This is a genomic window from Actinoplanes sp. NPDC048988 (assembly GCF_043197815.1).
In the GTDB taxonomy this organism is placed as follows: domain Bacteria; phylum Actinomycetota; class Actinomycetes; order Mycobacteriales; family Micromonosporaceae; genus Actinoplanes.
This window is the reverse complement of record NZ_JBICTW010000022.1, coordinates 62,880-81,656: the sequence shown is the minus strand read 5'-3', so window position 1 is coordinate 81,656 and position 18,777 is coordinate 62,880. Positions and strand designations below refer to the sequence as shown.

The following is an 18,777-nucleotide window of genomic DNA, read 5'->3' as shown; positions in this document are numbered from 1 at the left end:
GGCGGACTTGGCCCCGTACAGCTTCGACTCACCCGTCGGCCGGGTCAGGGCGCGGGCCACCTCGCCGGCGTCGGGCGCGACCGCTCCGGGCACGGTGGCCCGGGCGGCGCCGGAGCCGAGCGTGGGGGAGAGCTGCCGACTCGACCCGTCGACCCGCTCCGGCACGAGTGGCGCCTTTTCGTCCGCTTTGTCAGCGGTGGGCGAAACGGACGCGGATTCCGATCCGGTCATCGCCGATCCGGACGCGGAGGCAGCGACCGAGCTGGCAGCCGCGGACGCGGTACTCGAGCTGGGCGCTCCGGACACGGGCACGGAGGCGGAGGCGGCGGCCGGGCCGGTAGCCGCGGACGCGGTACTCGAGCTGGGCGCTCCGGACACGGGCACGGAGGCGGAGGCGGCGGCCGGGCCGGTAGCCGCAGACGCGGTACCCGAACTGGGCGTTCCGGACACAGGAGCGGAGGCGGTGATCGGGCTGGGCGCCGCGGACACGGGTGCGGACGCCGAAACCGAGCCGGCGGGCGCAGCAGTACCTGGGCTGGGCGCAGCCGACACGGGCGCGGACGCTGAAACCGAGCTCGGCGTCGCCGACACGGGGGCAGTCGCCGAAACCGAACCCGGCGCCGCAGACACGGGGGCCGACGCTGAAACCGAGCCCGGCGTTGCCGACACGGGCGCGGACGCCGAGACCGAGCTCGGCGCTGCCGACACGGGCGCGGACGCTGAAACGGAGCCCGGCGCTGCCGACACGGGCGTCGACGCCGAGACCGAGCCCGGCGCCGCGGACACGGGTGCGGAGGCGGAGACCGAGCCGGGAGCGGCCGAGACGGGGGCGGGGGCCGATGAGACCGGGGCCGACGCGGAGACCTTGGGTGGGACGGGGGTCGAGCCCGCGACCGAGGCGCGGCCGCTCGCGGCGCCGCTTACCGGGGCGCTGCTCGGGGGTGCTCCGCCGTCTGCCGTAGCGGTGCCGGCCGGGGTGGCGCCGCTGCTGGGGGTGGCCCAGAGGGCGCCGTCGGCCGGGGGCGGCGGTGGGGAGAACCAGTCGTCGCTGCTCGACGGCGTCGGGTCAGCGGGCGGCTTGGTGCCGTTGCTGTCCGGTGTCGCCTGCCGCTCGTCCATGGAACCTCCCGACGCCGCGTGCCGACGGTTGGGGAACGTCGGGCGCTGACCATAACCGTGCCATATCCGCGCGCGTCATCGCACCTGGCATCAACTCGACCATGCCCCTGGACCGGGGCTGACCACCGGAAAGGCGATTTTCGCCGCCCCTGGGGGCAACTCTTGATCAGACCCCGACACCGAAGAGGACGACAGGCGTTTACGACCCGGAAGCGGACGACTCGGCCGCCTTGGCCGAAGCGCTGCCGGAAGACGACGCCGGCGAGGACGAGGTGGTGGCCGCCGACGAGGTCGAGCCGCTGTTCGACGGTTTCGTCTCGGTGTTCCCACTTGAGCTGGAGCCGCCGCTGGACGGCTGCTCCTTCGTGGGCTCCGTCGACGGCTCATCGTCGTCGGGGTCCGGCGGATTGCTGGTCGCCGGCGGCGTCGTCGGGTCGGTCTTCGGCGGCGTCGTCGGCGTGTCCGGCGTGCCTGTGCCGGGGTTGCCCGGGGTGCCTGTGCCGGGGTTGCCCGGGGTGCCTGTGCCGGGGTTGCCCGGGGTGCCTGTGCCGGGGTTGCCCGGGGTGCCTGTGCCGGGGTTGCCTGGCGTGCCTGTGCCGGGGTTGCCTGGCGTGCCTGTGCCGGGGTTGCCTGGCGTGCCTGTGCCGGGGTTGCCTGGCGTGCCTGTGCCGGGGTTGCCCGGGGTGCCTGTGCCGGGGTTACCTGGCGTGCCTGTGCCGGGGTTGCCCGGGGTGCCTGTGCCGGGGTTACCTGGCGTGCCCGTGCCGGGGTTGCCCGGCGTGCTCGGCGTGCCTGGCGAACCCGTGCCGGGGTTGCCCGGGGTGCCCGGGTTCGACGGCGTGCCTGTGCCCGGGTTGGTCGGCGTGGTGCCGTCGTCGGCCGGGTCGACGTCGGGCGCGCCCAGGTTGGGGCCCTGCACGATGCCCTCGACCGAGCCGTAGACGCGTGTCGCCTGGAACAGGCGCGACCAGCGCACGGGCGTGAGGCGCACGTTCAGGCCGGTGCGCGGGGCCTCGACCATCATGCCGTTGCCCGCGTACATCGCGACGTGGTGGATGCCGCGCCAGCTGCTCGACGAGCTGAAGAACAGCAGGTCGCCGGGGAGCAGCGAGTACCGGTCGACCACCTTGTCGCGGGTCTGCCAGTACTGGTCACGGGAGACGCGGGTCAGCGCGAAGCCGGTCGAGCGGTACGCCGCGTACATCAGGCCGGAGCAGTCGTACTGATCCGGGCCCTCCTCGGACCAGACGTACGGGTCGCCGCGCTGGGCGAGCGCGAACTCGAGCGCCTTGATGGCCCGCGCGTCGGGGCCACGGCCCGCTTCCTCGCCGGTCAGGAACGACGCGCCGAGCTGGCTGTCCTGGACGGTCTCGGCCGCCTCGTAGGCGTTCAGCTCGTCCTGGTGGGTGAGCTCGAGGGCCTGCTGTGCCCTCTGCTTGGCGCTGAGCTGCTTGTTGAGGGCGTTGTACTTGGCGGCCAGTTCGGCGTAGCGCTCGCCGCTCAGCGTCTGCTCGTCGAGAGCGATCTGGGCGTTGATCTGCGCCTGCTCGATCTGGCGGGTGACTGCCGTCTGGGTGTCGACCTGGCCGCGCTGGAGCCGGGCGAGGTCGCCGAGCCCGCTGAGGCCGGGGTCGATCATGCCCGGCGGCATGGCGGCGGCCTCGCGCATGGCCTGGGCGGCGGCGTCGGAGGCGGCGGACTGCGCCTGGCGGAGCGACTCCTCGGCCTGCGTGTACTTGACCCGGGCCGTGGCCTGCTGGTCACGGGCGAGGTCGCGGTCCTGACCGATCTGGATGAGCTGGTCGCCGAGGGCGGAGATCTCGTTGCGGCCCTTTTCGATCGCCTGGAGCGCGGGGCTGGCCGGCGTGGGGGAGGCGGTCGGGACGGCGCTGACCTTCTGTCCCGGGAGGGCCAGGGTGCCGAGCGCCATCGGGCGCGAGCCGATGTCGGGCACGGCCAAGCTGACGGTGTCCTGCGGGACCGCGAGGGGCGCGGCCGGCGGGGCTGCGGCCGGGTCGGCGAAGGCGGCGGTCGGCGTGAGCAGCGGGGTCAGGAACGTGGCGACGACTGCGGCCACGGCTGAATACACGACGGGGCGCCACCACGGGCGCGATCGCCGAGAACCAAGTCGTGCAGTCGCCATGTGCTCCCCGTCCACCGCGACGCCGGAGCGCCGCTCGTCGTTCCCCCCTAATTGAATACCTCACGTCTCACATTCCTGTCGATTGATCCGAGATGAAAGAAGACTGGGAATCTGGGTTACGGCGACATGATCAACACCCCGCCCGGAGTTTCCTGTCGGGGGTGAGCCGTACTCTCGACGGCGAGGTAAGTGAGAGGGGCGCACATGGATGCCGGCTTGAAGCGCGAGCTCGAGGCCAAGGTCTACGCAGGTGAGCGGCTGACGCGGGCCGACGGCGTGGCCCTGTACGAGAGCGACGATCTCGCCTGGCTGGGCCGGCTCGCCCACCACAAGCGGGCCGAGCTCAACGGCGACCGTGTGATGTTCAACGTCAACCGCCATCTGAACCTGACCAACGTCTGCTCGGCCAGCTGTGCGTACTGCTCATTCCAGCGCAAGCCGGGCGAGAAGGACGCGTACACGATGCGCATCGACGAGGCGGTGGCCAAGGCCAAGGAGATGGAGGACGAGCAGCTGACCGAGCTGCACATCGTCAACGGCCTGCACCCGAGCCTGCCCTGGCGTTACTACCCCAAGGTGCTGCGCGAGCTGAAGGCCGCGCTGCCGAACGTGAAGCTCAAGTGCTTCACCGCCACCGAGGTGCAGTGGTTCGAGAAGATCAGCGGCCGGCCCGCGAGCGAGATCCTCGACGAGCTGATGGACGCCGGGCTCGAGTCGCTGACCGGCGGCGGGGCCGAGATCTTCGACTGGGAGGTCCGGCAGCACATCGTCGACCACGACACCCACTGGGAGGACTGGTCACGCATTCATCGGCTCGCCCATGAAAAAGGCATGAAGACCCCGGCGACCATGCTGTACGGGCACATCGAGGAACCGCGTCATCGCGTCGACCACGTGATGCGGCTGCGCGAGCTTCAGGACGAGACCGGTGGCTTCGCCGTCTTCATCCCGCTGCGCTACCAGCACGACTTCGTCGACTCACAGGACGGCAAGATCCGGAACCGGATCCAGTCGCGGACCACGATGGCCGCGCCGGCCGAGTCGCTCAAGACGTTCGCGGTCTCCCGCCTGATGTTCGACAACGTGCCCCACGTGAAGTGCTTCTGGGTCATGCACGGCCTGTCGGTGGCCCAGCTCTCGCTCAACTTCGGAGCGGACGATCTGGACGGTTCGGTGGTCGAGTACAAGATCACTCACGACGCCGACTCGTACGGCACGCCGCACACGATGCACCGCGACGACCTGCTCAACCTGATCTGGGACGCCGGTTTCCAGCCGGTCGAGCGCAACACCCGCTACGAGGTCGTCCACGAGTACGACAAGGCGCCCTCGCTCGCGAGCCGCCGCGCGGAGCCGCAGAAGGTCTGGGCTTAGCCGGCGCGTACCCTGCTTGTTGTCATGTCGGATACCCAGAGTGCGCGCCGCCCGCGCCGCGACGCCAGTGGACGCCTGGCCACGATCGGTGACCTTCTCGGCACCGCGATGGCCGGGCTGGTGACCGGTGCCGTCGTGCTGTTGCTGCTCGAGGCCGTGCTGTCGCTGACGCACGTCTCCGAGTTCGGCAACACGAGCGGCTGGCTCGCGGTGATCCTTCCGGTGTGGCTGTTCGTCGAGGAGTTCCGGGCCGAGGGCTTCGGCGCGCCCCGGGTCGTGGTGGCGCTGCTGGCCACCGGGTTCGGCGTCGCCGCCGGGATGACCCTGGCCGGCTTCGCATCGTCCCAGTTCGGCTTCCCGACCCTGGTGACCGGGCTGCTCGGCGCGCTGGGCGCCATCGTCGTCTATTGCCTGATCTGGTTCTACGGCCTGCGGTGGCTCGACCACCGCACGGGCTAGGGAGAAATGATGAACCCCGCCATCAAGTACTCGCTGGGCCGCCTCGGGCTGTTCGTGGTCGTCTTCGCGGCGCTTCTGCCGGTCCCGCTCAACTTCCTGGTCCGGGCCATGGTCGCGCTGGTGGTCTCGGCCGTCGCGTCGTACTTTCTGCTCGCCTCCTGGCGCAACCAGATGAACGAGCAGCTGGTCGGCGTGGCGTCCCGGCGTACGGCCGAGAAGCAGCGACTGCGGGCGGCCCTGGCCGGGGACGAGGACGCGGCCTTGGCCGGCGACCGCGCCGCCCCGAAGCCCGAGACCGCGGGGGTGGCCGACGCCACGGTGGAGGACGGCGCCGAGGGGCGCGATCAAAAGGCCGACAGACTCGATCAAGAAGCCGACAAGCTAGATCAAAAAGCCGACAAATAGGAGCCGGCCGGTAGGACCGGGGGAGGGCTCAACCCGGCCGACTGGAGGATCCATGAAACGTATGCTCACCGCCGCCCTGGCGGCTGCCGCCCTGCTGCTCGCCGGTGGTTGCGGCGACGACGGCGACACGTCGGCGACGACGACCACCGCGCCCAGCGCCGCCGCCTCCTATCCGGTGACCGTCGGCGATCTGACGCTGGACGCGCGCCCCGAGAAAATCGTCTCGCTGACGCCGAGCGCCACCGAGATGCTCTTCGCCATCGGGGCCGGGCCGCAGGTCACCGCGGTCGACGACCAGTCGACGTACCCGGCCGAGGCTCCCAAGACGGACCTCTCCGGCTTCAAGCCGAACGCCGAGGCGATCGCCGCCAAGGACCCCGACCTGGTCGTCCTCTCCGACGACATCGACAAGATCGTGTCGCAGCTGCGGACGCTGAAGATCCCCGTCTTCGTGACGCCGGCCGCGAAGACCCTTGATGAGACCTATCAGCAGATCGAGCAGCTCGGCGCGCTGACCGGCCACGGCTCCGAGGCCGGCGCGGTGACGACTCAGATGGCGAACGACATCAAGAAGATCGTCGCCGACGTCCCGAAGAGGACGACGCCGCTGAGCTACTACTACGAGCTCGACCCGACCTTCTACACCGTCACGTCGAAGACCTTCATCGGCGAGGTCTTCTCGCTGTTCGGCATGACGAACATCGCCGACCCGGCCGACGCCGACGGGGCCAAGGGTGGATATCCCCAGCTCTCGCAGGAGGCGATCGTCAAGGCCAACCCGGACATGATCTTCCTGGCCGACAGCAAGTGCTGCCAGCAGTCGGCGGCGTCGGTCACGAAGCGTACGGGCTGGAGCACCATCGCCGCCGTGAAGAGCGGCCAGATCGTCGCCCTGGACGACGACATCGCCTCGCGCTGGGGCCCTCGCACCGTCGACCTCGTGCGCTCCGTCGCCGACGCGGTGGCCAAGGTCCCCGCGTGACGGTTCGGGTCCGGCCGGCCGGTCTCCGGCCGGCCTGGCTCATCGGCGGCGTGGCCGCCGTGCTGGTGGCGCTGATCGCGGGGCTGGCCTTCGGGTCGGTCCCGCTCCCGCCGGCCGGCGTGGCCCTGGAACTTCTCAATCTCATTCCCGGTGTACGGGTCCACAGCGGCCTCACCGAGCGTGAGGTCATCATCCTCACCGAGCTCCGCCTGCCCCGGGTCGTGCTCGGCCTGCTCGTGGGGGCGATGCTGGCGTTGGCCGGCGCCGCCTACCAGGGGGTGTTCCGCAACACGCTGGCCGATCCACACCTGCTCGGCGTCGCGGCCGGGGCCGGGCTCGGCGTCACCGCCGTGATCTCGCTGCGGGCCGGGACGACGGGCGGCGACGCCACCGCCAACCTGCCGTTCGGTGTGCCGGTGGCCGCCTTCGCCGGCGCGCTGCTGGCCGTGGCCCTGACCTGGCTGCTGGGTGCCTCCGGTGGCCGCGACCGGACGCCGTCCACATTGATCCTCTCCGGCGTGGCGGTGTCGTCGTTCCTGGCCGCCGGGCAGACCTATCTGATGCAGCAGCACGTCGAGACGTTGCGTGAGGTCTACTCCTGGCTGCTGGGCCGGCTCGCCACCGCCGGCTGGCACGACGTGCTGGTGATGCTGCCCTACGCGGTGGTGACCGGCGCGATCGTCCTGTCGCAGCGGCGTGAGCTCGATGTGCTGACGGTCGGTGACGAAGAGGCGAGCGCGCTGGGCCTGCACCCGCAGCGCTCCCGCTACCTGCTGATCGTCGCCGCCTCGCTCGGCACCGCGGCCGCGGTCTCGGTCTCCGGCCTGATCGGGTTCGTCGGCATCATCGTCCCGCACACGATGCGGCTGCTCGCCGGCCCGAGCTACCGCTCGATCCTGCCGCTGTCGGTGCTGTTCGGCGGTGCCTTCCTGGCCCTGGCCGACCTGCTGGCCCGCACCGCCGGTGGCCAGGCCGAGATTCCGATCGGGGTGGTGACCGCCTTCTTCGGAGCGCCCTTCTTCATCGTCGTGCTGCGCACCAGCCGGCAGGCGGCCGCCGCGTGACCGCGGTCCGCGTCGAGGGCCTGCGGGTGAGCCTCGACGGCACGCCGATCGTGCTCGGGGTCGACCTCGACGTCGAGCGCGGCGAGTGGGTGACCGTGATCGGCCCCAACGGGGCCGGCAAGTCGACAGCGTTGCGCGCGATCGGCGGCCTGCTGCCGTTCGAGGGAACGGTCGAACTCGACGGCAGTCCGCTCGACCGGTTGCACCGCCGGGAGCGTGCGAAGACCATCGCCACGGTCGCCCAGTCACCGGTCGTACCGCCGGGCATGCGCGTCTTCGATTACGTGCTGCTCGGCCGTACGCCCTATGTCGCACCCCTGGGTCGTGAGTCGGCTAACGATCTGACGGTGGTCGAGCAGGTCCTGGACGAGCTCGACCTGACCCGCTTCGCCGGCCGGCGGCTCGACACCCTGTCGGGCGGCGAGCGGCAGCGGGCGTTCCTGGCCCGCGCGCTCGCCCAGGGCGCCGGCATCCTGCTGCTGGACGAGCCGACCAGCGCGCTCGACATCGGCCACCAGCAGGAGGTGCTGGAGCTGGTCGACCGGCTGCGGGCCGAGCGTGCCCTCACCGTGCTGGCCACGATGCACGACCTCACTACCGCCGGCGAATACGCCGACCGGATGGTGCTGCTGGCCGCGGGCCGGGTGGCGGCGGCCGGGACAGCGCGCGAGGTGCTGACCGAGGAGAACTTGGCCAAGCATTACCGCGTACGGGTACGCGTCATCGAGGGCGAACACGGCCCACTGGTCGTGCCGGTCCGAGGGGTAGCCGGCTAACGATTGCCGGCGAGCACCGCGAACATGCCGCCCTGGGGGTCGCTGAGTACGGCGTACCGGCCGATCGAAAGGCTTCTCGGGGCGTGCAGGACGTGGCCGCCGAGGGCCAGCGTGTGTTCGGCGGCCGTGTCGCAGTCGTGGACCGCGAAGTAGACCATCCAATGCGGACCCATGTCGTCGGGCCACATCTCGGGCAGCATGGGCTGGATGCCGCAGACCGGCGTCTCCTGGACCTTGGCCACGATGTACGGCACGCCGTCCATCACGCTGTTGCGGTACTGCCAGCCGAACACCGCCTGGTAGAAAGCCATCGAGCCGTCCAGGTCACGGGTGTTCAACTCGTTCCAGGTGAGCGCGCCGGGCACGTCGAACAGTTCCGCGCCGCGCATCGCCCAGGGCTGCCAGACGCTGAACGGCGCCCCGGCCGGATCGAGGAAGGCGGCCATCCGCCCCTGGTCGGCCACGTCGAACGGGGGCACGAGCACCTTGCCGCCGGCCGCCGCCACCCGAGCCGACACGGCGTCGGCGTCGTCGGTGCCGACGTAGGTGCTCCACGCCGTGGGCTGCCCCACGCCGTACAGCGGACCGGCGCCGGCCACCGGCCGCCCGTTGCGGAGAAAGGTGATGTAGTCGCCGGACACCTCAGCGGTCCACCCGAACAGCTCGGAGTAGAACCTCTCCGCGTCAGCGAGATCGGCGGTTCCGAGATCGACCCAGCTGGGCGTCCCGGGCGTCGATGCGGTCATCGCCGCATCATCACACCGCGTGTCTAAACACAGCCTTAAGTGTCAATGTTCTAGCTGAAACGCCGACCCTCGTCGCGCCGATCGGACCAGGTGGCGGACCCCGCAAGGGTGGCCGTCCCGCCGATGAGCGCGGGTTGGCTCAGGCCAGCGGGCCCGGAAGCGGCTTCGCGTGCACGACCGACAACCGGGAGACGGCCCGGGTGAGCACCACATAGAGCCGGTTCAGGCCCTTCGGCTCGGCCGCCACGATGTCGGCCGGCTCGTGGACGACCACATGGTCGTACTCCAAGCCCTTGACGACAGTGGCCGGCACCACCGTGACCCGCGCCTCGGAGTCGACGTCGTCGGGCGTCGCGTGCTCGAGGCCCGCGGCCGTGAGATGACCGCGCAGCCGTTCCACGGCGGCGTCGGCCGCGATCACCGCGACCGAGCCCTCGTGGGTGAGCGCCGCCGTGACCTCGGCCAGCGTCTCGGCGTCCAGGCCGGACGGGTCGGCGACCGGCACGATGACCAGGTCGCCGTCGCGGCGCAGGGAGACCGCGTCGGGCACGTTCACGCCCAGCGCCGGCAGCAGGCGGTTGGCCAGCTCCACCACCGCCGCCGGCACCCGGAAACCGACGGTCAGGGGCACGACCGCCGCCTCGGGCTTGCCCAGGTGGGCGAGGGTTTCCGACCACTCGGCGGCGGCCCACGGCGCGGTGCCCTGGGCCAGGTCGCCGAGCACCGTGATGGAGCCGTGCTCGCTGCGCCGGGCGATCGCCCGCGCCTGCATGGGCGAGAGGTCCTGCGCCTCGTCGATGACCACGTGGCCGAAGCTGGTCTCGCGCTCCAACAGCCCGGCCGCCTCGTCGATCAGCACCAGGTCGGCCGCGGTGAACTTCGCCGCCTTGACCGTGCGCGGCGGTTTCGCCCAGCGGATCGCCTCCTGCTCCTCGGCGGTGAGCAGATCGCCGGCCACGAACGGATCGGTCAGCACCTCGGCCACCAGTGACTCGGGGGTGACCGCGGGCCAGGCTTTGTCCAGGAACTCGGTGACCGGGGCGACCTTGCTCATCCGGTGGAGCCAGCCCTCGCTCGGCGAGTTGCCGGTGCGGTATTCCGACTGCCGCTGCAGCAGGCCCACCACCCGGGCCCGGACCCGGTCGCGGCCCACCGCGTACGGCAGGCCCTCGCGCCGGGCCTCGTCGACGATCCGGCGCAGCGGTTCGGCATCGATCCGCCAGCGGTACGAGCCGTCCGAGACCATGATCGGATCGGTCGGCTTGGTCAGCCGGCCCCACAGGACCAGGCGCAGCACCTCGGCCAGGCGGACGTCGTTCTTGACCAGCGCGGCGGCCGGGCTGTCGACCGCGCGCACCGGCACCCGCGCGACCAGCTCGTCCACCGTGGATTGGTGCACTTCCACCTCGCCCAGGGCGGGCAGGACGGCTGAGATGTACGACAGGAAGGCCGTGTTCGGCCCGACGATGAGCACCCCCGAGCGCCGCAGCCGCTCGCGGTGCAGATAGAGCAGGAAGGCCGCCCGGTGCAGGCCGACGGCGGTCTTACCGGTGCCGGGCGCGCCCTGGACGCAGATCGAGTCGGCCAGCTCGGCGCGGACCAGCTCGTCCTGCTCGGGCTGGATGGTCGCCACGATGTCGCGCATCGGGCCGACGCGCGGCCGTTCGATCTCGGCGGTCAGGATGCGGCTGGCGGTGCCCAGCTCCTCGCCGCGGTCGAGGTGTTCGTCCTCGAAGCTGGTGAGCTCGCCTTTGACGAAACCGAACCGGCGGCGGACGCTCACCCCCTGGGGATCGCGCACGCTGGCCCGGTAGAACGAGCGGGACAGCGGGGCCCGCCAGTCGAGCACCATCGGTTCGCCGGCGTCGTCGGTGACGTGCCGCCGGCCCACGTGGTACGCCGACTCGTCGATGTCGAGCCGGCCGAAGAACAGCGGCGTCGAGGGGTCGTCGGCGAGCTCTTTGACCCGGCGGGCCATGTGCCGGCCGAGCTGCTCGGCGGTGTAGGCGTCGCCGGCCACCTTGTCGCCGGTCGAGAAGAGCGCCTCGGCGCGTCCTCGCATCCGGCCCAGCGCGGCGCGCGACCGGCTCAGGTGGTCTCTCTCGGCTGCTAGTTCGGTGTCCAGGTCGAATGCGGGCACGCTTCATCCTCAGGCAGGTTGTTTCCTGGCTGCTCGCGTATCCGGCTGGTCTGACGCCGGCGCGGGGGGACGTCCGCTGCGGTGCATGCTCACCACGGCCGTCGAGCGGCCCTCCACGCTACGCGCAACCGTGCGGCCACTCCACCGAATAATGGCGGCCATGACGGACGGGCAGAGCAGGCGGATCTCCGACCCCAGGTCATGCGCGCGCCGGCCCGTCCGGCCCGCATCGGAATCATGGAATACCTGAACAACACCGGCGCGGCGATCACCGCGACCGAAGATGCCGAACTGGTCGGCCTCTCGCCCAGCGCCACCAGCTACCACCTGCGTGAGCTCGCGAAGTACAAGCTGGTCGAGCAGGCGCCGAGCCGGGGCGACGGCCGTGAACGGGTGTGGCGCAGCACCGGCACCGGGCTGCGCATCGATACCGAGGGCGCCGATCCGGCCGCCCTCTCGGCCGCCCTGGCGCTGGTCGACGTCTTCCTCCAGCGCGGCGTGCGCCGCGCCCGCGAGTGGGTGGAGCGGCAGCCGGACGAGCCGGAGCCGTGGCGCGACGCGGGCGGCATGACAAGCCTCGAGCTGCTGCTGACGGCCGACGAGCTTCGGTCGCTGACGGCCACGATCAGCACGCCGTCGGCCGCCCGGGGGCGGGCGTTCGCCGCGATGAGCGCCCCGATCCAGGGCGCCGGCATGGTGGGCCTGCTCGTGGCCGGTCCGCTGGTCGGCCTGGTCGACGTGCGGGTGCTGGTCGGCGCGGCCGGCGTCGCCGGGTTGCTCGCCGCGCTGGCCGCGCTGGGGGTCGTGCGATATGAACCACCATCGGGACCGGCCGCGGGCGATTCCCACTTGGTGAGAGATAGCGTCGGGGCATGAGCGACAGCGCCGGTCGGCCCCGGGTCGGGCACATCCAGTTCCTCAACTGCCTGCCCATCTACTGGGGTCTGATGCGGTCCGGCGCCCTGCTCGACGTCGATCTGCACAAGGACACGCCCGAGCGGCTCAGCGCCAGCCTGGTCGCCGGCGACCTCGACATCGGGCCGATCACCCTGGTCGAGTACCTGCGGCACGCCGACGAGCTGGTGCTGCTGCCCAACCTCGCGGTCGGCAGTGACGGGCCGGTGCTCTCGGTCAACCTGATCTCCACCCGGCCGCTGGCCGAGCTCGACGGGCGGCCGGTGGCGCTCGGTTCCACCTCGCGCACCGGCGTGCTGCTGGCCCAGATGCTGCTCGCCGAGCAGTACGGCGCCGAGCCGGAGTACTTCCGGTGCCCGCCCGAGCTCACCCAGATGCTCATCGAGGCCGACGCCGGCGTGCTCATCGGTGACCCGGCGCTGCGCGCGATGTACGAGGGGCCGCGCCTCGGGCTCGAGGTCACCGATCTCGGCGAGGCGTGGAAGAAGTGGACCGGGCTGCCCATGGTGTTCGCGGTCTGGGCGGTTCGCAAAGACTTCGCCGCCGCCAACCCGGGCGTGGTCAAGGACGTGCACGAAGCCTTCCAGCGCTCGCGCGACCTGAGCCTGGGCGAGCTCGACGAGGTGGCCGCCGCGGCCGCCCGGTGGGAGCCGTTCGACGCCGAGACCCTGGCGACGTACTTCCGGGTCCTGGACTTCTCGCTGGGCGAGCGGCAGATCGCCGGAATGCGGGAGTTCGCCCGCCGTGCGGCCGCCCGGGGCGAAGTGCCGCCGCTTCCGGCCGACGGCCCGGTGTTCGCCGAGGTTTGATCTTCTGCGAGCGGAGGCTCTAGGCTCCCGGGGCTCTCAGTTGGCACCCAGGAATCGGTGATCCATGCGCCTCCGCTCTCTGGCCGTCCCGGCCGCTCTCGCCGCCGCGGCCCTCGGCGGGCTCGCCGCGCCGGCCCAGGCCGCGCCGTCCGACGACGAGTCGTTCGTCGACCTCTACCTGCCCGAGCAGGTGTCGGTGATCCAGGGCAAGACCAAGACGATCAAGGCTGAGTTGTACAACGCGGGCCGGGGTGACGCGAAGGGCACCGTCATCTCGTTCACCGACGTCGACCCGAGCCTCGGCCTCACCCTGCCGGCCGGATGCGACGCCACGAGCTGCAAGATCGACCTGAAAGCCGGCAAGCGGGGCAGCCTCGCCATCACGCTGAAGCCGACCGGCGACAAGCTCGTCTCCCACTTCACGGCGTCCACCGGCGGCTTCAGCAGCACCGTCACCGTCGTGCGCTCGACCGGCGGCGTCGACCTCGAAGTCGACCCGATCGACGATCTGAAGCTCAACCGCGGCCAGGCCGCGGACGTGCCGATCGTCGTCCGCAACGCCGGCAGCGAGACCGTCGACGCGATCGGCCTGACCCTGGTCGCCCAGCCCGGCCTGGAGGCGCTGACCAGCTACCGCAACTGCGTCACCGAGGTCGAGGGCGAGAAGATCCCCGGCGTTCTCTGCTTCTTCCAGCAGAAGTTCACCCCGGGCACGACCTTCACCGTGCCGTCGGCCACCCCGGTGAAGATCAAGCTGCGGACGGACGCGGGCGGCCCGTACACGTACAGCGCCGCCGTCTCGGCCGTCGGTGTGAAGGGGTCGGTGGCCGGGGCTCTCACCGCCGGGACCGGCCCGGTGCTCACGCTGGAGGCGCGGCGCAAGGCGGCCGTCGGCGTCCCCGACGACAGCCAGGTGCCCGACGACCTGAACGAGGACGACAACATCGCCGTCTTCGGTGTCGAGGCCGGTAAGTCGGCGGCGGACAGCGCGGCGGTCGGCGGCGCCTTCACCGGCGCGATCGGCGACACGACGACCGTCAAGGTCGGCGTCCGCAACCTCGGCCCGACCAGCATCGTGCCGGCCGCGGTCGAGTGGTACCAGACCATCCGGGTCACCGTGCCGACCGGGCTGAAGCTGACCGAGGTCGACGAGGCCTGTTTCCCGGGCGACGGCATACCGGCGGGCCCCGACGGCATCGAGGGGGACAGCCACATCAGCGGCCGCGTCTACACCTGCCTGCCCGACAGCGTCGAAAAGGGCCAGCAAGCGCTCTTCACCTTCACCGGCGTCATCACCGAGGAGAAGGTCACGGCCGGTTGGGTGACTGTCGACGGCGGGCCGCAGGACGGCAACGCGAAGAACAACACGGCGGCCCTCACGCTGAAGCTCACCGGCGGCGGTCAGGGCGGGGGCGACGACGGCCCGAGCCTGCCGGTCACCGGCGCTCCCACGGGCTGGGTCGCGCTGGGCGGTGCCCTGCTGCTCCTCGCGGGCGGCGCCGTCGCGTACTTCTTCCGCCGCCGCCGCATCGTCACCACCATCTGAGAGGCGTGATCGCATGGGCTACCACTTCGACGTCGACACCGCGGTGAGCGGCGCTGACGAGCGGTGGTCGGCGACGCTCACCGACGACTGGTCGATCGCGAGCGGCGTGCCCAACGGGGGCTACCTGTTCGCCGTGGCGCTGGCCGCGGCGGGGCAGGTCGTGCCCGAGCAGCGGCTGATCACCGCGACCGCGCACTACGTGCGGCCGGGCCAGGACGGACCGGCCGAGCTTGCCGTGGAAACGGTCAAGCGGGGCCGGCTGACCAGCACGATCGCGGTCGCGCTGAACCAGGACGGCAAGGAGCGGGTACGGGTCGTCGCCACCTACGGTGACCCGGCCCTGCAGGACGCTCCGGTCGAGCACCCGATTGCCGCGCCGGCCATCCCGTCGCCGGACGAGTGCCGATCGACGCCGTCCGAGCTGGCGTCGGCCATCGGCGCGACGATCGCCGAGCGCTTCGACTACCGCGTACTGCCGGCCTCGCGCTGGGTGGGCGGCGAGGGCCCGGGCGAGGCGCGGGTCGACGGGTGGATCCGTTTCGCCGACGGGCGCGAGCCCGATCTGGCCGCGCTGCCCTTCTTCGTCGACGCGTTCCCGCCCGCGCTGGGTGAGCTGGTGGGGCCGGTGACCGTGCCGACGCTCGAACTCACCGTGCACGTCCGCAAGCAGCCGGCGCCGGGCTGGGTACAGGCCCGGATCGAGGCCCGGCACATCGCGCCGGGCCTCGTCGAGGAGGACGCCTACCTCTGGGACAGCACCGGGGAACTGGTGGCGCTGTCCCGTCAGCTCGGCCTCTGGCGGCCCTAGGAAGTCCGCCATTTCTGGTTCGCGGTGCCCGCGCAGTCCCACAGCTGGAGGCGGGCGCCGTCGGCCGCGTTGACGTCCTTGATGTCGACGCACCGGTTGGCCTGTGGGTTGACCAGGTCGCCGGCGGCCGAGAGGACGAACTGCTGCGCTCCGGTGCCATTGCAGGCGTACAGCTGAATGGGTGTGCCGTTGGCCGTGCCCGCCGCCGCCACGTCCATGCACTTGTTGTTCTGGCTCTTCAGGGCGCCGCCGGTGAACGTCCATTTCTGGGCGTTCGTGCCGTTGCAACCCCACATCTGCAGCGGCGCGCCGTCGGCGAAGTTCGAGCTGGGCACGTCGACGCACTTGTTGTTCAGGGCGCTGATCAGCGGAAGCCCGCTGCCCGCGGGCGGTGGCGTCGTGCCGCCGCCGCTGAACGGCGTCAGGATGAGGCCGGCCGAGCGCGGGTCGCCGTCGTGGACCAGCGATTCGAAGGCACCGACGTCGTCGAAGGCGAACGCGTAGGCCTTGCCGTCGGCCATGTTGGCGTGGATCACCTTGGCGTACACGTTGGTCGGGTTGTTGCGGTAGAAGTCGGCCGCGTTCGTGCTCGGCTGGGTGTCGATGGTGCCGAGCGTGCCCCGGTTCAGCGCCGCGCACAGGGTCCGCGAGATCGGGCCCACCACCTGGTCGTTCGGTGCCGGCAGGTCGCCGTCACAGCCCCAGACGCTGGCCGAGGACGGCCGGTTGAAGGACGCCACCTGAGCGCCCGACGAGTTCGTGAAGACCATGGTGTTGCCCGAGGTGCGCCCGAAGTAGCGCGTGTTGGGCTGGTCGCCGAACGGCACCACGGTCAGCGTCCTGGAGGTGTAGGCATTCCAGGCCGAGGCGATGTACGAGTCGAGGTAGTTGGCGCTGAGCAGGCCCGCCCCGGCCGCCTTGCCGGGCGCGAGCACCCGCAGCACGGTCCCGTCGGAGCGGCTGTAGACCGTGTTCGCCCATCCCGACGTACCGCGAATGGTGTTGATGACCGCGTCGCGGCCGTTCGCCACCAGGTCGCCGGTCCGCTTGGTGGCCCCGGAGGCGCCGGTGACCGTCACCGCGTGCGGCACGGCGAACATGTCCACCTGTGAGCTGTTGAGCCACAGCCCCGCGTCGTTGTAGGTGAACTCGCTCCAGTCGAAGAGGATGTCCCGGTTGGCGTCGCCGCCCGCCCACGGCGCCGGTTGCACGAGCCCGTCCGGCGTGAGGAAGAACTTCAGCTTCGCGCCGAGCGAGAAGTAGACCCGCCCGGAGAAGCCGCGCGGGAACTGGATGGTCGAACTGCCGCCGTTCCCCGCGCCGGGAATGGACACGTCCGGAGCGGCGACGGGTGGAAGCGCCCCGCCGGTCCATGGGGTGAAGGCGCCGGACTGGTTCACATAGCCGAGCCGCCCGGAGGACAGCTGTACGCCGATGACGTAGAGGTAGACCGCGTCGCCGCGTCCGGTGTTGTTGGTGACGGTGACGGGGAGCAGCGAGGGGCCGACGGCCGACGCCGCCGGTGGGGACACGAGGGGCGCGGCGAGGACCGCGGCGGCCAGAAGGCCCAGGACTTTTCGCACGGGGACACCTTCCGTTCGGGGGAGACCCGAGCGTCAGATTTGTTAACAACCCGTGTCAATAGACGAACAGCGATATGACGCCGTCCCGGGCAAACGACGGTACGAACGGGCATAGGGTCGTGTTCATGAGTGAGATGAGTTACCGCCGGCTGGGCACCTCGGGCCTGGTCGTCTCCGTCGTCGGCATCGGCTGCAACAACTTCGGCCGCAAGCTGGACGCCGACGGCACCCGCGAGGTCGTCGACGCCGCCCTCGACGCCGGCATCACGCTGTTCGACACCGCCGACATCTACGGCACCCCGCACGGCGCCTCCGAGGAGTGTCTCGGCGCCGCGCTCAAGGGCCGCCGCGACGAGGTGGTGCTGGCCACCAAGTTCGGCATGAACATGGAAGGCCTCAACGGCAACGACTTCGGCGCCCGCGGCTCCCGCCGGTACATCGTGCGGGCCGTCGAGGCCTCGCTGCGCCGGCTCGAGACCGACTACATCGATCTCTACCAGATCCACGAGCCGGATCCGCGGACTCCGATCGACGAGACCCTCTCCGCCCTGGACGACCTGGTCCGCTCGGGCAAGGTGCGCTATCTGGGCAACTCCAACTTCGCCGGCTATCAGATCGCCGACGCCGACTGGACCGCCCGCGCCGCCGGCCTGACCCCGTTCATCAGCGCGCAGAACCGGTACAGCCTGCTCCAGCGCGACGTCGAGACCGAGGTCGTCCCGGCCTGCGAGCACTACGGCCTCGGCCTTCTGCCGTTCTTCCCGCTCGACTCCGGGCTGCTCAGCGGCAAGTACCGGCGTGGTGAGAAGCCGGCCGCCGGCACCCGCCTCTCCCTGGACCGCTACCAGCGCTTCCTCGACGGCGCCGACTGGGACAGGATCGAGGCGCTGACGTCGTTCGGCGCGGAGCGCGGCCACAGCCTGCTCGACGTCGCGATCGCCGGCCTCGCCTCCCGTCCCGCCGTGACCAGCGTGATCGCGGGGGCCACCAGCGCCGAGCAGGTCCAGGCCAACGCCGCCGCGGGGGCGTGGGAACTGGCGGCGGACGACGTCGCGGCCCTGGACGCCATCCTCACGTCGTAGCGTCAGGTCCATCGTGGAGGTCGCGGTACGCGGGCCGCAGCAGGTCCACCAGCGGGATGTGGCGGACCTTCACCGGCGGCGCGTCCAGCGCGCGTAACAGCAGTTCGGGCGGCGCGGTGACCCGGGACGGCCGCTCACGCAGCCGTCCCAGGCTGATCGCGGGCGCGTAGAAGTCACCGAGCCGGGCGTCCAACGGGGACTCGTCGACGGCGAGCGGGTCGACGGTGGGCGCCGGTTCCGGCGTGCCCCGCAACGCGTCCAGCAAGTCTTCACGCGCGCGCCCGCGCCACGCCAGGACCAGGAACGGATCGTCGTCGAAGGCCTCGGCCAGCACGTAGAGCACGGCCGAGCCGTGCTTGCACGGCACTCCCCAATCAGGACAGTTGCAACTGATGTCGAGCCGGTCGGGGAAGAGCGGCGCGTCATGGGACGCGAACAGCTCCACGATCTCGTGCGGCATCTCGCCCGCGAGCAGCGCCGCGCGATAGAGCGCCTGCGCGCCGAGCGCATCCGTCAAATCCGTCCACTGTGCTTCGTCGAAGGCGGAAATCGCGACATTGACCTCGTACGGCTGGGGTCGCGACCCCTGCACGCGGGCCGTGACCCGGCCGGCGGTGAGGGCGAAGTCCATGACCTGCCCCTTGCGCGCGTAGGCCCGCCCGCGCGCGAGGCGGCCGCCGTCGCAGACCTGCTCGAGCACGTCGACGAAGCGGCGCGACCACCACTGCTCGCCGATTTTGCCGCGCTTGGCCCGTACGGCCAGTCCACCGTCCACTTCGATCGGACGGCCGGACTCGAAGAATCGTCCCTTCGGATCGGTCGGCAC

General features: G+C 71.3%; 17 protein-coding genes. 12 read left to right on the top strand and 5 right to left on the bottom strand.

Translation table 11 applies throughout. The features are described 5' to 3' along the window. Positions 1-196 precede the first annotated feature (196 nt). Positions 197-1,168, top strand: coding sequence for a hypothetical protein (locus tag ACGFJ7_RS41720; RefSeq protein ID WP_392647584.1), 972 nt, complete (start codon positions 197-199; stop codon positions 1,166-1,168). Positions 1,169-1,318: 150 nt separating this feature from the next. On the opposite strand, the gene ACGFJ7_RS41715 is transcribed toward ACGFJ7_RS41720, so the two are convergent. Beyond that, positions 1,319-3,196, bottom strand: coding sequence for an NlpC/P60 family protein (locus tag ACGFJ7_RS41715; protein ID WP_392647581.1), 1,878 nt, complete (start codon positions 3,194-3,196; stop codon positions 1,319-1,321). A 270-nt stretch (positions 3,197-3,466) separates the two neighbouring features. Here ACGFJ7_RS41715 and mqnE point away from each other — a divergent pair, with 270 nt between their 5' ends. From mqnE to ACGFJ7_RS41685, 6 genes are read left to right on the top strand one after another with little or no spacing between them, the layout of a single operon-like run. Beyond that, positions 3,467-4,636, top strand: a complete 1,170-nt coding sequence (gene mqnE, locus ACGFJ7_RS41710) for an aminofutalosine synthase MqnE (RefSeq protein ID WP_392647578.1) — start codon at positions 3,467-3,469, stop codon at positions 4,634-4,636. Positions 4,637-4,660: 24 nt separating this feature from the next. Continuing rightward, on the top strand, positions 4,661-5,095 hold the full coding sequence (locus ACGFJ7_RS41705) for a hypothetical protein (RefSeq protein ID WP_360260573.1): 435 nt from the start codon (positions 4,661-4,663) through the stop codon (positions 5,093-5,095). Positions 5,096-5,104: 9 nt separating this feature from the next. Beyond that, positions 5,105-5,500: a DUF4229 domain-containing protein gene (locus ACGFJ7_RS41700; protein ID WP_360260571.1), complete on the top strand. Its 396-nt coding sequence runs from the start codon at positions 5,105-5,107 to the stop codon at positions 5,498-5,500. 52 nt (positions 5,501-5,552) lie between these two features. Beyond that, positions 5,553-6,482 (top strand): ABC transporter substrate-binding protein, encoded by a 930-nt coding sequence (locus tag ACGFJ7_RS41695; RefSeq protein ID WP_360260569.1) that lies wholly within the window; start codon positions 5,553-5,555, stop codon positions 6,480-6,482. After that, on the top strand, positions 6,479-7,546 hold the full coding sequence (locus ACGFJ7_RS41690; RefSeq protein WP_360260567.1) for an iron ABC transporter permease: 1,068 nt from the start codon (positions 6,479-6,481) through the stop codon (positions 7,544-7,546). The genes ACGFJ7_RS41695 and ACGFJ7_RS41690 overlap by 4 nt, the downstream gene beginning before the upstream one ends. Continuing rightward, entirely contained in the window at positions 7,543-8,322 is a 780-nt protein-coding gene (locus ACGFJ7_RS41685; protein ID WP_360260565.1) for an ABC transporter ATP-binding protein, read from the top strand. Before ACGFJ7_RS41690 ends, ACGFJ7_RS41685 begins: the two co-directional genes overlap by 4 nt. Here the strand turns inward: ACGFJ7_RS41685 and ACGFJ7_RS41680 are convergent. Together ACGFJ7_RS41680 and ACGFJ7_RS41675 are read right to left on the bottom strand one after the other, a co-directional pair. Next, on the bottom strand, positions 8,319-9,068 hold the full coding sequence (locus tag ACGFJ7_RS41680) for a VOC family protein (protein ID WP_392647573.1): 750 nt from the start codon (positions 9,066-9,068) through the stop codon (positions 8,319-8,321). The two genes, ACGFJ7_RS41685 and ACGFJ7_RS41680, sit on opposite strands and share 4 nt — an antisense overlap. Positions 9,069-9,207: 139 nt before the next feature. Further along, complete coding sequence (locus ACGFJ7_RS41675; protein WP_392647570.1) at positions 9,208-11,208, bottom strand: HelD family protein; 2,001 nt, start codon at positions 11,206-11,208, stop codon at positions 9,208-9,210. A gap of 237 nt (positions 11,209-11,445) precedes the next feature. On the opposite strand from ACGFJ7_RS41675, the gene ACGFJ7_RS41670 reads away from it, so the two are divergent. The 4 genes from ACGFJ7_RS41670 to ACGFJ7_RS41655 all read left to right on the top strand — a co-directional run bounded on the left by ACGFJ7_RS41670 (position 11,446) and on the right by ACGFJ7_RS41655 (position 15,286). Further along, positions 11,446-12,084, top strand: coding sequence for an ArsR/SmtB family transcription factor (locus ACGFJ7_RS41670; RefSeq protein WP_392647568.1), 639 nt, complete (start codon positions 11,446-11,448; stop codon positions 12,082-12,084). After that, a complete protein-coding gene (locus tag ACGFJ7_RS41665) occupies positions 12,081-12,932 on the top strand; it encodes a menaquinone biosynthesis protein (protein WP_360260554.1) in 852 nt (283 codons plus the stop codon). Before ACGFJ7_RS41670 ends, ACGFJ7_RS41665 begins: the two co-directional genes overlap by 4 nt. A 64-nt stretch (positions 12,933-12,996) precedes the next feature. Further along, positions 12,997-14,478, top strand: a complete 1,482-nt coding sequence (locus ACGFJ7_RS41660) for an LPXTG cell wall anchor domain-containing protein (protein WP_392647564.1) — start codon at positions 12,997-12,999, stop codon at positions 14,476-14,478. A gap of 13 nt (positions 14,479-14,491) precedes the next feature. Beyond that, the gene (locus ACGFJ7_RS41655) at positions 14,492-15,286 is read left to right on the top strand and encodes a thioesterase family protein (RefSeq protein ID WP_392647562.1); all 795 of its coding nucleotides are present in this window, start codon (positions 14,492-14,494) and stop codon (positions 15,284-15,286) included. Here the strand turns inward: ACGFJ7_RS41655 and ACGFJ7_RS41650 are convergent. After that, positions 15,283-16,869 carry a beta-1,3-glucanase family protein gene (locus ACGFJ7_RS41650; RefSeq protein WP_360260546.1) on the bottom strand — a complete coding sequence of 529 codons (1,587 nt, stop codon included), beginning with the start codon at positions 16,867-16,869 and terminating at the stop codon, positions 15,283-15,285. The two genes, ACGFJ7_RS41655 and ACGFJ7_RS41650, sit on opposite strands and share 4 nt — an antisense overlap. Before the next feature lie 125 nt (positions 16,870-16,994). Here ACGFJ7_RS41650 and ACGFJ7_RS41645 point away from each other — a divergent pair, with 125 nt between their 5' ends. Beyond that, a complete protein-coding gene (locus ACGFJ7_RS41645) occupies positions 16,995-17,951 on the top strand; it encodes an aldo/keto reductase (RefSeq protein ID WP_360260543.1) in 957 nt (318 codons plus the stop codon). On the opposite strand, the gene ACGFJ7_RS41640 is transcribed toward ACGFJ7_RS41645, so the two are convergent. Further along, the gene (locus tag ACGFJ7_RS41640; protein WP_360260541.1) at positions 17,941-18,777 is read right to left on the bottom strand and encodes an SWIM zinc finger family protein; all 837 of its coding nucleotides are present in this window, start codon (positions 18,775-18,777) and stop codon (positions 17,941-17,943) included. The genes ACGFJ7_RS41645 and ACGFJ7_RS41640 overlap by 11 nt on opposite strands.

Coding starts and splice junctions, on each gene's coding strand:
- mqnE (WP_392647578.1), top strand. CDS start 3,467: ATGGATGCCGGCTTGAAGCGCGAGCTCGAGGCCAAGGTCTACGCAGGT.
- ACGFJ7_RS41705 (WP_360260573.1), top strand. CDS start 4,661: ATGTCGGATACCCAGAGTGCGCGCCGCCCGCGCCGCGACGCCAGTGGA.
- ACGFJ7_RS41700 (WP_360260571.1), top strand. CDS start 5,105: ATGAACCCCGCCATCAAGTACTCGCTGGGCCGCCTCGGGCTGTTCGTG.
- ACGFJ7_RS41695 (WP_360260569.1), top strand. CDS start 5,553: ATGAAACGTATGCTCACCGCCGCCCTGGCGGCTGCCGCCCTGCTGCTC.
- ACGFJ7_RS41680 (WP_392647573.1), bottom strand. CDS start 9,068: ATGACCGCATCGACGCCCGGGACGCCCAGCTGGGTCGATCTCGGAACC.
- ACGFJ7_RS41670 (WP_392647568.1), top strand. CDS start 11,446: ATGGAATACCTGAACAACACCGGCGCGGCGATCACCGCGACCGAAGAT.
- ACGFJ7_RS41665 (WP_360260554.1), top strand. CDS start 12,081: ATGAGCGACAGCGCCGGTCGGCCCCGGGTCGGGCACATCCAGTTCCTC.
- ACGFJ7_RS41660 (WP_392647564.1), top strand. CDS start 12,997: ATGCGCCTCCGCTCTCTGGCCGTCCCGGCCGCTCTCGCCGCCGCGGCC.
- ACGFJ7_RS41655 (WP_392647562.1), top strand. CDS start 14,492: ATGGGCTACCACTTCGACGTCGACACCGCGGTGAGCGGCGCTGACGAG.
- ACGFJ7_RS41645 (WP_360260543.1), top strand. CDS start 16,995: ATGAGTGAGATGAGTTACCGCCGGCTGGGCACCTCGGGCCTGGTCGTC.